This is a genomic window from Ruegeria sp. HKCCD7221, from assembly GCF_013031225.1.
Lineage (GTDB): Bacteria > Pseudomonadota > Alphaproteobacteria > Rhodobacterales > Rhodobacteraceae > Ruegeria.
Map to the genome: position 1 here is coordinate 1 of NZ_WPZE01000002.1, position 15,461 is coordinate 15,461.

At 58.1% G+C, this 15,461-nt stretch carries 12 protein-coding genes; 5 read left to right on the top strand and 7 right to left on the bottom strand.

Features of this window, described 5'->3' with window-relative positions; translation table 11 throughout:
- Nucleotides 1-321 precede the first annotated feature (321 nt).
- Both katG and GOX73_RS05650 read right to left on the bottom strand, forming a co-directional pair.
- Nucleotides 322-2,523: a catalase/peroxidase HPI gene (katG, locus tag GOX73_RS05645; RefSeq protein ID WP_171123614.1), complete on the bottom strand. Its 2,202-nt coding sequence runs from the start codon at nt 2,521-2,523 to the stop codon at nt 322-324.
- 232 nt (nt 2,524-2,755) lie between these two features.
- Entirely contained in the window at nt 2,756-3,601 is an 846-nt protein-coding gene (locus tag GOX73_RS05650; protein ID WP_171123615.1) for an SDR family oxidoreductase, read from the bottom strand.
- 90 nt (nt 3,602-3,691) lie between these two features.
- Between GOX73_RS05650 and GOX73_RS05655 the strand changes: the two genes are divergently transcribed.
- The gene (locus tag GOX73_RS05655; protein WP_171123617.1) at nt 3,692-4,324 is read left to right on the top strand and encodes a class I SAM-dependent methyltransferase; all 633 of its coding nucleotides are present in this window, start codon (nt 3,692-3,694) and stop codon (nt 4,322-4,324) included.
- Here the strand turns inward: GOX73_RS05655 and GOX73_RS05660 are convergent.
- The 3 genes from GOX73_RS05660 to GOX73_RS05670 are packed head-to-tail and all read right to left on the bottom strand — an operon-like array spanning nt 4,321 to nt 8,272.
- Complete coding sequence (locus GOX73_RS05660; RefSeq protein WP_171123619.1) at nt 4,321-5,100, bottom strand: carnitinyl-CoA dehydratase; 780 nt, start codon at nt 5,098-5,100, stop codon at nt 4,321-4,323. The two genes, GOX73_RS05655 and GOX73_RS05660, sit on opposite strands and share 4 nt — an antisense overlap.
- The gene (locus GOX73_RS05665; RefSeq protein WP_171123621.1) at nt 5,097-7,115 is read right to left on the bottom strand and encodes an acetate--CoA ligase family protein; all 2,019 of its coding nucleotides are present in this window, start codon (nt 7,113-7,115) and stop codon (nt 5,097-5,099) included. The genes GOX73_RS05660 and GOX73_RS05665 overlap by 4 nt, the downstream gene beginning before the upstream one ends.
- Nucleotides 7,112-8,272: an acyl-CoA dehydrogenase family protein gene (locus GOX73_RS05670; RefSeq protein WP_171123623.1), complete on the bottom strand. Its 1,161-nt coding sequence runs from the start codon at nt 8,270-8,272 to the stop codon at nt 7,112-7,114. Before GOX73_RS05670 ends, GOX73_RS05665 begins: the two co-directional genes overlap by 4 nt.
- Before the next feature lie 77 nt (nt 8,273-8,349).
- Between GOX73_RS05670 and GOX73_RS05675 the strand changes: the two genes are divergently transcribed.
- Entirely contained in the window at nt 8,350-9,291 is a 942-nt protein-coding gene (locus tag GOX73_RS05675) for a GlxA family transcriptional regulator (protein ID WP_171123625.1), read from the top strand.
- Here the strand turns inward: GOX73_RS05675 and GOX73_RS05680 are convergent.
- On the bottom strand, nt 9,288-10,277 hold the full coding sequence (locus tag GOX73_RS05680) for a sterol desaturase family protein (protein WP_171123627.1): 990 nt from the start codon (nt 10,275-10,277) through the stop codon (nt 9,288-9,290). The two genes, GOX73_RS05675 and GOX73_RS05680, sit on opposite strands and share 4 nt — an antisense overlap.
- A 13-nt stretch (nt 10,278-10,290) precedes the next feature.
- The gene (locus GOX73_RS05685) at nt 10,291-11,046 is read right to left on the bottom strand and encodes a class II aldolase and adducin N-terminal domain-containing protein (protein ID WP_171123629.1); all 756 of its coding nucleotides are present in this window, start codon (nt 11,044-11,046) and stop codon (nt 10,291-10,293) included.
- Nucleotides 11,047-11,162: 116 nt separating this feature from the next.
- Between GOX73_RS05685 and GOX73_RS05690 the strand changes: the two genes are divergently transcribed.
- The 3 genes from GOX73_RS05690 to GOX73_RS05700 all read left to right on the top strand — a co-directional run bounded on the left by GOX73_RS05690 (nt 11,163) and on the right by GOX73_RS05700 (nt 15,441).
- The gene (locus tag GOX73_RS05690) at nt 11,163-12,038 is read left to right on the top strand and encodes a LysR family transcriptional regulator (protein ID WP_170620986.1); all 876 of its coding nucleotides are present in this window, start codon (nt 11,163-11,165) and stop codon (nt 12,036-12,038) included.
- Between the two features lie 140 nt (nt 12,039-12,178).
- Nucleotides 12,179-13,981 (top strand): adenine deaminase, encoded by a 1,803-nt coding sequence (gene ade / locus GOX73_RS05695; protein WP_171123631.1) that lies wholly within the window; start codon nt 12,179-12,181, stop codon nt 13,979-13,981.
- A complete protein-coding gene (locus tag GOX73_RS05700) occupies nt 13,978-15,441 on the top strand; it encodes an AMP nucleosidase (RefSeq protein ID WP_171134820.1) in 1,464 nt (487 codons plus the stop codon). Before ade ends, GOX73_RS05700 begins: the two co-directional genes overlap by 4 nt.
- Nucleotides 15,442-15,461 lie beyond the last annotated feature (20 nt).

Below are 15,461 nucleotides of genomic sequence, written 5' to 3' on the forward strand. Positions count from 1 at the left end.
CGTCCGACCGTCTCTCCGATCCGTCAGCACCGCCTCAGCAGCGCCGGTGAAGGGGTATTTACGGATTAGGTCTGGGACCTGCAACCCCCATTTTGAAAAAACTTCATATTTCTCTGCGGAAACCTGCTCATCTTAATAAAAACAACAGGTTACCTTCAAACTTATCCCCGCAAACCCCATTTATTGCGCATTGATTAAGAGGGTTTGAATTGCACCTCAACGGAATCGTACCCAAAGCTTGGTATGCCGCAGGGAGTCGGACCAATGAAAACGCCGCCCGAAGAGACTCGGACGGCGCATGACACTTCAAAGGCTACAGGATTATTTCAGATCGAAGCGGTCTGCGTTCATCACCTTGTTCCAGGCCGAGACAAAGTCGCAGACAAATTTCCCGCCTGCATCTGCCTGACCATAGACTTCGGCCAGCGCTCGCAGTTGCGAGTTCGAGCCAAAGACCAGATCGACACGGGTACCGGTCCACTTGACCTCACCGCTACTGCGATCGCGACCCTCATAGACACCCTTGCCCGCGGGCTTCCATTCGGTGCCCATGTCCAGCAGGTTGGTGAAGAAGTCGGTGCTGAGCGTACCAACCCGATCCGTGAACACGCCGTGTGTGCTGTCGCCAAAGTTGGCGCCCATCACACGCAGACCACCGACAAGCGCGGTCATCTCCGGCGCGGACAGATTCAGCAGTTGCGCTCGGTCAACCAACAGTTCCTCGGGTGAAACAGTATAGTCGGTTTTTTGGTAGTTGCGGAACCCATCCGCTGCGGGCTCCATTACGGCAAAGCTATCGACATCCGTCTGGTCCTGCGACGCGTCAGTACGACCCGGAGTAAACGGAACCTCAACATCCTGACCGCCCGCCTTGGCCGCCTTTTCGATGCCCACGCTACCTGCCAGAACGATCACATCCGCCAGCGAGACCTTCTTGCTGCCCGACTGTGCATCGTTGTACGCGGCCTGAACGCCCTCAAGCGTGGCCAATGTATTGGACAGCTTCATGGGCTCGTTGACGTCCCAGTCTTTCTGCGGCGCAAGACGGATACGCGCACCATTGGCGCCGCCACGCTTGTCCGACCCACGGAAGGTCGAGGCCGAGGCCCACGCGGTCGAGACCAGCTCGGACACCGACAGCCCAGTCGCAGCAATCTTGGCTTTCAGGTCGGCCACATCCGCATCATCCACCAGGTCATGATCCACGGCGGGAACGTTATCCTGCCAGATCAGCTCCTCAGTGGGGGCTTCTTCGCCGATATAGTTCGAACGCGGGCCCATATCGCGGTGGGTCAGCTTGAACCAGGCACGGGCGAAGGCATCAGCGAACTCGTCCGGGTTTTCGTGGAAGCGTTTCGAGATCGGGCCATAGATCGGATCCATGCGCATCGCCATATCAGCGGTGGTCATCATGGTCTTGACCTTCTTGGACGGGTCGTGAGCAGCCGGGGCCATGTCTTCTTCTTTGACGTTCACCGGCTCCCAGATATTTGCACCCGAGGGGCTTTTGGTCAGGTTCCAGTCATAGCCGAACAGCAGGTCGAAATATCCATTGTCCCATTTGATCGGGTTCGCGGTCCACGCGCCTTCGATGCCCGAGGTGGTGGTGTCGTCACCCTTGCCCGAACCGAATTTGTTGATCCAGCCAAAGCCCATTTCCTCGATCGGGGCGGCTTCGGGTTCGGGTCCAACCAGATCAGGATCGCCCGCACCATGCGCCTTGCCAAAGGTGTGACCACCGGCGACCAAGGCAACAGTTTCTTCATCATTCATCGCCATCCGGCCAAATGTCTCGCGGATGTCGCGGCCCGAGGCCAAGACATTCGGCTCTCCATCCGGGCCTTCGGGGTTTACATAGATCAAGCCCATCTGCACGGCGGCCAGCGGGTTTTCCAGATCACGTTCGCCTGAATAGCGGCTGTGCGGGTTGTCGGTGGGGGCCAACCATTCAGTCTCGGTCCCCCAATAGATATCTTCCTCGGGGGCCCAGATATCTTCGCGGCCACCAGCAAAACCAAAGGTCTTGCCACCCATGGATTCGATGGCGCAATTGCCCGCCAGGATCATCAGGTCGGCCCAGGAAATCTGGTTGCCGTATTTCTGTTTGATCGGCCACAGCAGGCGGCGCGCTTTATCAAGGTTGCCGTTATCCGGCCAGCTGTTCAGCGGCGCAAACCGCTGGTTCCCGGTCGACGCCCCGCCGCGGCCATCTGCGGTCCGGTATGTCCCGGCGCTGTGCCATGCCATACGAATGAACAAGCCGCCATAGTGACCGTAGTCAGCAGGCCACCAATCCTGCGAATCCGTCATCAGCGCATAGAGGTCTTCCTTCAACGCTTTCATATCCAGCTTCTTGAACGCCTCTGCATAATCGAAATCGGCACCCAGCGGGTTCGAGGCTGGCGCGTTCTGGTGCAGAATCGAGAGGTTCAACTGGTTCGGCCACCAATCCCGGTTCGAGCGGGTTCCGGCGCCATGCATTACAGGGCATCCGCCTGTCTTGGGGTTATCACTTCCGTCCATGTCGATCTCCAATCCTGGCTAAATTCCGGCAATCTTGCGCGGTTAAAAACTCGGTCGATCAAGAACACATATAGATGACGTTTTTATCTACCCTAAACGCACGGTGAAAATTCGCGCAGGCGGGATAGGCAAGAGCGACTCTTTGGTCTTGTCGAGAACCGTTCTAACAAAGACCAGCAATGCATTTAAGTTTTGTTTATGGATGATTGTGATAACTAAAAATTATCATAATTCATTCATCCTGCATCAAAGACTTCAGCCCTACCCGGTAATTCGGATAGCGCAGGGTCACGCCAAGCTCATCCTTGATCCTGTCATTTCTGACACGCTTGTTTTCGTTGTAAAAGCTGCGGGCCATCGGAGTCAGATCAGCCTCATCAAACGGCACGGCTGGGGGAAGGGGCAAGCCTTGCAGCTCGGCTGCATAGGCGATCACGTCCTGCGGCGGAACGGGTTCGTCATCGCAAACATTGTAGATTGCGCCGGGATTTGGGGCCGCCATCGACGCCACAAGCACCTGCGCAATATCTGCGACGTGGATACGGGAAAAGACTTGCCCGGGTTTGATAATGCGACGCATCCCAACGCGTTTGAGCTTGGAAAACGGGCCGCGGCCCGGTCCGTAAATACCAGCCAGACGGAAGATATGGGTCGGTAGACCCGGAATGTCCTGCCATTGAGACTCGGCCCGCACCCTCCACCTGCCGCGTTCGGCCGTTGGTGCAGGTGGGGTCATTTCATCAACCCAATCACCCTGATGATCGCCATAAACCGCTGTGGTGGATAGATACCCAACCCATTTGAACTGCGAAGCGCACGCTGCGATCTTATCCCGCAGGGCCGCCAGAACAGGATCGCCCTGCGCATTTGGTGCTGTCGAGATCAGCAAATGCGTGACCCCGTTCAGGTCGGGTGTCTGTCCAGGCCAGACAACAGGTTCGGCCCCGGATGCCTTCAGAGCCGGTGACTGCGCAGGGTCCCGCGTGGTGCCCAGAACCCGCCAGCCCTTCGGCTTCAACAGCCGGGAAACTTCCTGTGCCGAATAACCGTGACCAAACGAAAAAAGAGTGCCTGTCATGCCGCCCTTGATGATCTGCAATCTCGGCAGATGCAAGCTTGGGTGCCGAGATACTTGATTCGAATCCCTCAATGCGCCTTTCTTTTGGGCATGAGTACCAAAACACCCGACCTGCACGCCGCCTATGCGCTGGAGTCTCCAGAGGATCACAAGCGGCTCTATGCGGAATGGGCCGGCGATTACGACGAAGGGTTCGCCGCGCGCGAGGACTATCAACTGCATGTCCACACCGCTCGGGCTTTTGTCAGCGCCGGAGGCCAGGGTCCGGTTCTGGATGTCGGCGCAGGCACCGGGTTGTGCGGTGCCGTTCTTGCCGGTTTGGGCGTGGGTCCCATAGACGCCACAGATATCAGCGCCGAAATGCTGGACCGCGCCATGCGCAAGGATATCTACCGCGATGCGATCGAAGCTGATCTGAACAAAGGTATCCCCGTGCCGCGCGAAAGCTACTCCGGCGTTGTATCATCCGGCACGTTCACCCACGGCCACCTTGGGCCAGAAGCTCTTCCTGCATTGCTACGCGTCGCCCGGCATGGGGCGCAGTTCGCACTGTCCATCAATGCGCAGCACTATGAGAAATTGGGTTTCGCGGAAGCCTTGCACAAGATGGCGCAGGGTCAGATACAGAACCTGACTCTGTCCGAAGTCCCCATCTATGGCGATCTGGCAGTTGGTCCAAACAAGGACGACACAGCCCTGATCGCCCTTTTCGAGCGTGTCTAACGTCCTTTCCAGACCGGATCGCGCTTTTCAGCAAAAGCACGCGCCCCTTCCAGATTATCCTCAGACCCATAGAGCGTATCCACGGTTGGCAACTGCCGCCTTGTAATCCGGTTCATGACATCCTGGAACTTGGAATCCTCGGCCTCTCGCACGATCTCTTTGATCGCCGCATAAACAAGCGGGGGACCGCTGGCCAAAAGGCGCGCCAACTCCCAAGCGCGATCCATCAACTGATCGGACGGCACGATCTCATTGATCAGGCCCCAGTTCTTTGCTTCTTCCGGGTTGAACCAGCGCCCGGTCAGAAGAAGTTCCATCGCGACATGGTAAGGGATACGCTTCGGTAGCTTGACGCTGGCGGCATCCGCCACCGTACCGGACCGGATTTCCGGCAGCGCGAAGCTTGCGTGATCGGCGGCGATGATCATGTCCGCGCTCAGGGCCAATTCCAGCCCACCCCCACACGCAATGCCATTGACGGCCGCGATGACCGGTTTGTTCATATCGCGCAGCTCTTGCAAACCGCCAAAGCCGCCGACGCCGTAATCACCGTCTACCGCATCGCCGTCCGCTGCTGCTTTCAAGTCCCAACCGGGGCAAAAGAACTTGTCTCCACCCCCTGTAATAATGGCGACCCGCAAATCCGGGTCGTCGCGAAAGTCGCGAAACACATCCCCCATCACGCGGCTGGTGGCGAGATCAATCGCATTTGCCTTTGGCCGGTCCAGAGTGACCTGCAGGATCGCGCCCTCGCGCTTGGTTTTGACCGGATTCATGAGCTTGCCTTTCGGATCAGGGCATCCACCGCAACCGCCCCATCGGGGCCGCAAATGAGCGGATTGATTTCAACTTCGCTGACATGGGCTGCATTAGCAATGACATAGGCTTGCACGGCATCTATCGTATCCAGAATTGCCTGCATGTCCGCTGCGGATTTGCCGCGGTAGCCCGCCAGCAAGGGCGCACAGGCCAGTCGGTCCAGCGCCTTGTGAACCGCCTGACGGGACGACGGGATCAACAAAGACACCGAGTCCCTCAGAATTTCCGTTAAAACCCCACCTGCGCCCAACGTCAGTACATAGCCATGGGCCGGATCGCGCGTCACGCCGATCAGCAGTTCGGCAACCCCGCTTGGTGCCATTTCTTCGATCAGAATTTCCGCCGTGCCAATCTCGGACGCAGTGCGGTCCACATCCTCAAGGTTCACATTCAGCCGAACGGCCCCTTGGTCTGATTTATGCGCCAGCCCCACACCTTTGACCGCAAATGGACCGACCAGTTTTTCTACAGACTGCCGTGCCGCTTCAGGCTGCGCCACGACGCTTTTCGGCACTCGTACACCGTATTCCTCAAGGGCCAGTTTCGCCTCTGCCTCGGTCAGAACAATGTTCGTTTCAGCAGAGGATGGCATCAGAACAGAATCCGCTTGGGCGCCGAATGATCGCGAGGCGGCTTCGACTGCCGCCAGTGCCTCATGCAACCCTGCAAACGGTACCACCCCTCCGTCCAGCAGCCGTTGGGCAACGTCCTCAGGCATCAATTCCGGCAAAGTTGCTGTCACGGCAAATGGACGACCCGAACGCGCCACGCAATTCAAAGCAGCCTGCGTTGCACAATCCCAATCTGTCGAGTCCGTGTGTGGATAGTCGACGATTGCCATGGTCAAACCCTGCTCTGGACTCATCATGGCGGCCCATGCCCGCGTCATGGCCGCCGCGTCGCGCCAGATATAGGTGTGATAATCCAGCGGATTGGCCAATGCCACCATCGGCCCCAAGGCATCCCGCAATTCGGCCCGTTGCGTCGAAGACAGCGGCGGAAAATGCACATCCCGGCTTGTGGCCATATCTGCGGCAAGGCTGGCCTCTCCTCCCGAACAGCTAATGGTACCCAGACCATTGCTATTCAACCGTCCGGTCACATGCAGCAGCTTGAGACACTCCAAAAAGCTCGGAATGTCATCCAGCCGTGCAATTCCCAACCGGTCCAAAAAAGCTTGCGCACCGGCATCGCCACCAGCCAAGGACGCCGTATGCGAGATCGTCGCCGCCTGCGCATGGGCAGAGCGACCCATCTTGATCGCAACAATCGGCACACCCCGAACCCGCGCTTTTCTGGCCAAAGCCTCCCATTTGCGCAGATCACCGAAACCTTCGATATGCACGCCAATGGCAGTAATGCGATCATCGTCCAACAGAGCCAGGGCAATATCGGCCTGATGCGTCTGAGCCTGATTTCCGCAGGTCAGCATGAAAGCCAACGGCAGGGCACGGCGCTGCATCGTCATGTTGATGGCGATGTTCGAACTTTGCGTCAGGATCGCAACACCACGATTCACAGGCCGCATTCCATGCTGGTCGGGCCATACAGCCACACGATCCAAGCCGTTCACAAACCCATAGCAGTTGGGGCCAAGGATCGGCATATCCCCAGCCGCTGCGATTAACTGCTCCTGAAGGTCCGCTCCTGCGTCATCTTCGGCCTGCGCCTCAGTAAAGCCCGAGGCGAAACAGACCGCGCCCCCCGCGCCTATCGCGGACAGAACCTTAACCGTTTGAATTGTGGCGTGCCTGTTGATCCCCACGAATGCCAGATCAGGCGATGAGGGCAGCACCTCCAGTGAACCGAACGCCTTTTCCCCAGCAACCTCAGCCGCCTTGGGATGAACGGGCCAGATATCGCCCTTGAACCCGAACTTTCGCGCCTGCTGAATGACCGAGGCACACCACGCCCCACCCCCGATCACAGCGATGGATTCAGGGTTCAGCGCACGGGTCAGCGCTGCGGTCATGCGCCAAGCGCCCGCAGCAGATCGCGGCTGATGATGTGGCGTTGGATCTCGCTGGTGCCGTCCCAGATGCGTTCAACACGGGCGTCGCGCCAGAACCGTTCCAGCGGGTAGTCATCCATAAGACCCATGCCGCCATGCACCTGAATCGCCGCATCCGTCACCCGCGCCAGCATTTCCGAGGCATAAAGCTTGGCCGAGGCGATCTCACGATTTGCGGGCAACCCCTGATCTAAGCGATCCGCGGCAGCAAGGGTCAGCAGGTCGGCGGCATCAATCTCGGTGATCATGTCAGCGATCTGGAAAGACACGCCCTGAAACTTACCGATCTTCTGACCGAACTGTTCACGCGTGGCGGCATAGTCTAGTGCATAGTCGAACGCCCTGCGCGCACGCCCAACCGACATGGCGGCGACGGTGATCCGCGTTGCATAGAGCCATGTGTTCATCACCTCAAACCCGCCATCGACCTCGCCCAATACCTGCGCATCCGGCAGGCGGCAATCGTCGAAATCCAGCACCATGTTCTTATAGCCGCGGTGGCTGACCGACTTATATCCGTCACGAATCGTGAAACCCGGAGTGCCGCGATCCACCAAAAAGGCGGTGATGCGCTTCTTGGGGCCTTTGGGTGTTTGATCCTCGCCGGTTGCGATGAAGACGATGATGAAATCCGCGTGTTCTGCGCCCGAGATGAAATGTTTGGTGCCATTGACCACCCAATCACCACCGTCCCGCACAGCAGCGCACTTCATCCCCCGCACGTCCGAGCCCGCGCCCGGTTCGGTCATCGCCAGCGCATCCATCTTTTCACCACGCACGGCGGGCATCAGATAGCGGTCGATCTGATCGCCCTCGCAGGCCATCAAGATGTTCTGAGGCCGCCCGAAGAAATGGTTCAAAGCCATCGACCCCCGGCCCAGTTCACGCTCGACCAGTGCGAATTCCAAATGGTTCAGGCCAGCGCAGCCGACGCTTTCGGGAAAATTGCAGGCATAAAACCCCAACTCGATCGTCTTGCGCTTGATCTCGTTGGCGATCTCCTGCGGAACCTCGCCCGTGCGCTCAACCATGTCTTCATGCGGGTAAATCTCATTTTCGACGAAACTGCGAACGGTCGATACGATCATCTCTTGTTCGTCGGACAGGCCGTATTGCATTTGGAGTCTCCACGTCTGAATCTGAACATATCCTGACGCGGGTTGATCTTTCAGTCGTGCAGAAATAGTCATGAAGCATGCAGAAATGGATCAAATCCCCCTCCGCGCCGCAGCAATTCGGGGTGCTTCTGTTCGACGGGTATTCAAACCACTGCCTCGCCAACACGGTCGAGCCCCTGCGTGCGGCAAACACGATTGCAGGACAAAAACTGTATGATTGGAACTTTCTGTCACTGGACCGCACGCCCGTGACGTCTTCTTCAGGTTTGCAGGTCGCACCGCACCAGACGCTTCAAGATGCCCGCGGGGATATTCTGTTCGTCATGCCCTCTTACGGGTTCCAGGCGCATGGCGGATGGCGCACCTTGGCCGGGTTGCGCGCTTCTGCGGGGCGCTATGCGAAACTGGCCGGATTGGACACCGGAAGCTGGCTGCTGGCGCTTGCGGGGTTGCTGGACGGTCACCGCGCCACGATCCACTGGGAAGAACTGAACAGCTTTACCGAGCGGTTCCCCGACATCGACACAAGGCGCGAGCGTTACATCATCGACCGCAAGCGCATCACCTGCTCCGGTGCCATGGCCGCCTTTGATCTGGTCCTGCACCTAGTCGGGCAGGATCACGGGCAAGCCCTGGCACTGGAGGTGGCGCAGCTTTTCATGACCCGCAATTCCGCGCGCTCGCATTCCGGTGGCGCGGGTGCGACCAGCGGATACGTGAACAAAGCGCTGGCATTGATGCAGGAGAATCTGGAAACGCCGCTGGCTATCACCGAAATCGCCCGCCGCGTTGGACGATCACACAAAGCTCTGTCCGTTCGGATGCACGCGGAACTGGGCGCGGGCCCAGCGCAAGTTTACCGCCGCCTGCGCCTGAACCTTGCGCGCAAACTTGTCACCGAAACCGACCTGACGATTGCAGAGGTCGCCTTGCGGTCAGGCTATGACGATCCCAGCGCGCTGACCCGTGCATTCCGGGCCGAATTCGGCGTTACGCCACGCACGTTGCGGGCCGGTTAGGTATACATCTGTTTCTTGAAGGCACGCGTTCGGGTCGTCGCGTCAGCCGATCCATCGTGATACGTGCCAAACCACTTGTCGAACGGGATTTCGGACGTGCCATAGTTGCATTCAAAATACCGGTGGTGGAGTTGGTGAAAGAAATCCCCGGCACGGGCAGCATCCGTCTCGCCTGCCCTGAGTTTTTCGAACCCCGAATGCGACAGCACCGGGCTGATCTGCTGGAAATAGGTATGAAACAGCAGGTGCAGCGGGTGCGACGGCACGATCAGGTGAATGAAATAGGTCGTGAAGTACAAAAGGTTCTCGTACCAGTGGTTCGAAATGCCCGACCATGGCCCGATGTTCACGTTGCGGTGGTGAACCGCGTGGACGTGTTTATAAAGGTTCGGATGATGTTCCAGCCGGTGAACCCAGTAGAAATGCAGCCCTGACCACATCGGGATGAACAGCATCCACACCACGCACCAGACCGGCGCGCTGGCCCATGACACGGTCGGCACATATCCGTTCGCCATCGCCCAGTAGATCACCCATTGATAAACGGTGGCGACCGTCATCGCGCTGCCCAGCGTCCACCAGATGTTATCCCAGACCTGATTGCGGAATGTGAAGTTGCCGTTGTCGCGAGTCAGGTCCCGGCGATCGAATTTCTTGTACATGCCCTGCCCTTTGCGCATGTACAGCCACCAATGAAGCCCGCCGGCGACCAGGATCTGCGGCACCATGTTCAGCAACCAGATGCGGAACATCCAGCCGGGCGCGAAGCTCTGCATCGTTTCCAACGCAGGAAAGAAAAACACGTAAGCCATCACCGCCAGAACCATGCAAAGCGTCAGCGACGTGATCTGCAACCAAGCGCCGCTGTACCACTTCAAAACGGCTGCGGGGCGTGGTGGCCAGTTGAACAATGGGTTCAATCCCACCGGCCCGTCAGGATGGTAGTGCCAGCGGGCGGCTTCGGGGTCCTGAGACGCGTTTGTCATCGCGGCCTCCTGCTTATGTGGCGTAGTCTGAGCCTTCGGCATCCAGCAGAGATTTGATCTCTCGCAGATGTGCTTCGGCCTGATCGGGATAGTCGTCCAGTTCTTGCGCGGTCTTTTCGGCAACCTCGTCCGATAACACGCGCAAGGGCTGACCGGTCTGAAGCGCGCGAATATATGTTTCGGCCGCCCGTTCGAAATAATAGAGCCTATTAAAGGCATCTGCCGGGTCGCTGCCGATGACCAACACCCCGTGATTACCCATGATCATGACCTTCTTTTTCGGGTCTGAAAGCATGGCCGCGCAACGCTCACCTTCGCTTTCAAAGGCCAGTCCGCCAAATTCCTCATCTACCACATATCGGTCGTAAAAGGTTGCCGTGTTCTGGTCGATCGGCGGCAGGGTGCTGTCAGCAAGCGAGGCGAGAACTGTCGCAAAAATGGAATGTACATGCATCACACAGCGCGCATGAGGGCAGCGCCGGTGGATAGACCCATGCAAACCCCATGCTGTCGGGTCCGGAGCGCCGGGTTGGGCCATCACATCAGGATCATTCGCGTCCAAAAGCAACAGGTTTGACGCCTTGATCCGCGCAAAATGCATCTGGTTGGCGTTCATCAGGAATTGCGTTCCTTCCGGATTGACCGCCAAGCTGAAATGGTTGGCCACGCCCTCATGCATGTTCAACCGTTCCGTCCACCGGAAAGTCGCGGCAAGGTTCACGCGCTCGGACCAGTGGTCGATATTGGGCCGCAGATTGGTGACGCTCATGTCAGGCTCCTGTCGGGTGAATTCGAACTACAAAAAGCCTGCCTTCGCCGGGGATGTTTGACCAACGAAAAAAACGCAAGTAATGCATTAGTCAAACTTATGCTTGAGTTATGCCAATGCAGAAATCTCTTCCTCCGCTGGGGTGGCTGCGCACGTTCGAGGCCGCGGCACGCCATCTTTCGTTCACCGGTGCCGCGCGGGACCTGAACATGACGCAAAGCGCGGTCAGTCAGCAAATCAAATCGCTGGAGGGGTATCTGGGTCAGCCCTTATTCTTGCGTAGGCCCCGCGCACTGGAACTGACGGAAGCCGGAATTACTTACCTGCCGGTTGTGCGAGATGCGTTTCGAACTCTGGTTCGGGGCACACAGGCCGTCACCGGGACGCAGCAGAACGCAGTACAGGTCCAAAGCAACATATCTTTCGCCGTGAACTGGCTTGCCCCGCGACTTCCGAAATTTCGGGCACAACACCCGGAGGTTCAGTTGAATATCTTCACAGAACTCTGGGAACCGCGGGAAATGGCCGAAGGCGCTGCGGTCGAGATCCGGTACTCTCTGCGTCCCTCAGATACGGTACGCACCGAGTTATTAAGGACCGATCATTATTATCCAGTCTGCGCGCCGGGGTATCAGGTTACCCTGGAAACTTTGCAGCAACATCCGTTGTTCGATTGCTCCAACCTGCTGTCGAATTGGGAGAGCTGGGTCGAAGAACAGGGTCTAATTTGGGAAAAACCGCCCATCACTTACTCGACGACCTATCTGGTCAGCCTCTCGGTGGCGATGGCAGGCGGTGGGCTGTGCCTGACACATGACACCATCGCCCGCAGGTTAATTGACGAGGGCAAACTCATCGCGCCTTTCGATCATCGCGCGGCAATGCCCGAAGCTTACTACCTACTGCTGTCGCCTCAGGCCGAAGAAACACCCGGAGCTTTGGCCTTTGCCGATTGGGTGCGCCGCGAGATTGAAAGCGATTTGCAGGCATAGCGGAACACTCCCGCCCATCGGCGATGCCCAAGGGGCATCTTCTCTGGTTGGGCCGGGCAGCGCTGACGCGCTGCGTGACGGTTTCATGATAGCTGTTCAGCAGGGGTTGAACCTTTCCCAGCATTCAGGAAAGTTGGGCCATGGAATACACACCTTTCCCAAGTTGGCCCGAAGTCGCCCCCCGTTTGATCGCTGTCGCTGCAGGACGCGAAGCCGCAGATCTGGTTATCCGCGGCGGGTCGTGGGTAAATGTGCACAGCCGCGAAGTTCTGCCAGGTCACGATATTGCCATTGCATCCGGGCGCATTGCCTTTGTGGGACCAAATGCGTCGCATTGCGTCGGGCCAGACACCCGGATCATCGAAGCAAACGGTCGCTTCATGCTGCCCGGCTTGTGCGATGCCCATATGCATATCGAATCGGGGATGCTGACACCGGCCGAGTTCGCCCGCGCGGTCATTCCACATGGAACCACCAGCATGTTCACCGACCCGCATGAAATCGCCAACGTGCTGGGGTTAGACGGCGTGCGGATGATGCATGACGAAGCGTTGATGCAGCCCGTGAACATCTACACCCAGATGCCATCCTGCGCACCGTCTGCGCCCGGCCTTGAAACAACGGGATACGAAATCACCGCACAGGACGTTTCCGAAGCGATGTCCTGGCCCGGCATAATCGGACTGGGCGAGATGATGAACTTCCCGGGTGTGATCAATGGCGACCCCAAGATGCTTGCCGAGATCGCAGCAACGCAAAATGCGGGAAAAACAGTAGGCGGACACTACGCTTCGCCTGATTTAGGGCCTGATTTTGCGGCATACGTGGCAGGCGGACCGGCAGACGATCACGAAGGAACCTGCGAAGCCGACGCAATCGCGCGGGTTCGACAAGGTATGCGATCCATGATGCGGTTGGGGTCGGCATGGTTCGACGTGGAAAGCCAAATCACGGCCGTTACCGAGAAAGGGCTGGACCCAAGGAACTTCATCCTTTGCACGGATGATTGCCACTCGGGGACGTTGGTCAATGATGGTCATATGAACCGGGTCGTGAGACATGCGATCGCCTGCGGGTGCGATCCGTTGATCGCATTGCAAATGGCCACGATCAACACAGCGACCCATTTCGGACTTGAACGTGAGATCGGCTCGATCACACCGGGGCGGCGGGCCGATATCATTCTCAGCTCAGACCTGACCGAACTGCCGATTGAAACGGTCATCGCCCGCGGTCAGGTTGTGGCCGAAGGCGGGGCAATCACGGTGAATTGCCCACATCTTGACTGGCCCGAGACCGCACGGAACACCGTCCATCTGGGGCATACGCTCGCCGCTGCTGATTTTGAGATCACAGCGCCCGCCGGAGCCAATCGCGTACAGGCCAACGTGATTGGAGTGGTTGAAAATCAGGCGCCGACCAAGGCGCTCAAGGCCGAGCTGCCGATCATCGAAGGGTTGGTGGAAGGCGAAGGTGAGGTTTGCCAGATCGCGCTTGTCGAGCGCCACCGCGCGACCGGAGGGGTCACGAACGCCTTTGTCTCAGGGTTTGGCTATCAGGGCAAGATGGCTATGGCATCTACCGTGGCGCATGACAGCCACCACATGATCGTTGTGGGAACTGACCGCGAGCAGATGGCCTTGGCCGCAAATCGACTGGCCGAGGTCGGGGGAGGGATCACCATTTTCCGCGATGGCGCGGAACTGGCCTTGGTCGAGTTGCCCATTGCCGGACTGATGTCCGACAGTCCTGCATCTGACGTGGCAACCAAGGCCGAACGCATGGTCGAGGCGATGCAGGCCTGCGGCTGTGACCTTAACAATGCGTATATGCAGCACTCGCTTTTGGCCCTTGTCGTGATCCCCGAGTTACGGATTTCCGACCTCGGCCTGATCGACGTGCGTACATTTGAAAAAATTGACCTTCTGGAACCACTTGCATGACAATAATAAAAACACCCGACGTGCCCAGCGCCGAGAAATTTACCGATCCGGCTGCTGCCGTTGAACGGCTGGAACAACTGTACGAACAAGCAACGCGCTTTCTGTGCGACAGCTTTGCCCAGGCGATGGAACAAGGCACCCCGACCGAACGATACAGGTCCTTTTACCCGGAGATTCGGATCAAGACCTCGTCTTATGCGCAGGTCGACAGCCGTCTGAGCTTTGGCCATGTTTCCGAGCCCGGAATGCACGCAACCACCGTCACGCGGCCTGATCTGTTCCGGTCCTACCTGACCCAGCAAATCGCGCTGCTGATCAAGAACCACGAACAACCGGTGACGATCGGAGCCTCAGATACGCCGATCCCGGTTCATTTCGCGGTGGCGAACAATCCGGATCTGGTTGTTCCCCATCAGGGTGCGGCCGGTTTCACGCTGCGTGATGTCTTTGATGTTCCTGACCTGACCACCACAAATGACGACATTGTAAATGGCGTTCACGATCACGAAGACGAAGATGGCCCGCTGGCCTTGTTTACCGCCCAACGAGTCGATTATTCACTGGCGCGTCTGGCCCATTATACGGCAACCGATCCCAGCCATTTTCAGAACCACGTGCTGTTCACCAACTACCAGTTCTATGTGTCCGAGTTCGAAAACTACGCGCGCGAACAACTGGCCGATCCCGATAGCGGCTACATCAGCTTCGTATCGACCGGAAATGTGCAGATCACCACGGCGGATGGAACTCTGGAACAACCGTTGAAGCTGCCGCAGATGCCGACCTATCACCTGAAGCGCGCGGATGGGTCGGGCATTACGCTGGTCAATATCGGGGTCGGGCCTTCGAATGCCAAAACCGCCACTGATCATATCGCGGTTCTGCGGCCTCATGCATGGCTGATGGTCGGTCACTGTGCTGGTCTGCGCAACACGCAGGCGTTGGGCGATTTTGTTCTGGCGCATGCCTATCTGCGCGAAGACAAGGTACTGGACGATGACCTGCCGGTCTGGGTGCCGATCCCTCCGCTGGCCGAGGTTCAGGTGGCCTTGGAACAGGCCGTCGCCGAGGTCACGGAACTAGAGGGGTATGAGCTGAAGCGGATCATGCGCACGGGCACCGTCGCCTCGGTCGACAACCGCAACTGGGAGTTGCGCGACCAGTCCGGACCCGTGCAACGCCTCAGCCAGTCACGCGCCATAGCGTTGGATATGGAAAGCGCCACCATAGCGGCGAATGGATATCGGTTTCGCGTCCCTTATGGCACCTTGCTATGCGTATCAGACAAACCGCTGCACGGGGAATTGAAGTTGCCGGGTATGGCTTCGGCGTTCTATACCACGCAGGTCAGCCGCCATTTGGCGATCGGAATACGTGCAATGGAACATCTGCGCGGCATGCCGTTAGAGCGCCTGCACAGCCGGAAATTGCGTTCTTTCGACGAAACGGCCTTTCTCTGAAGCAAAAAAGCAACGTTTTC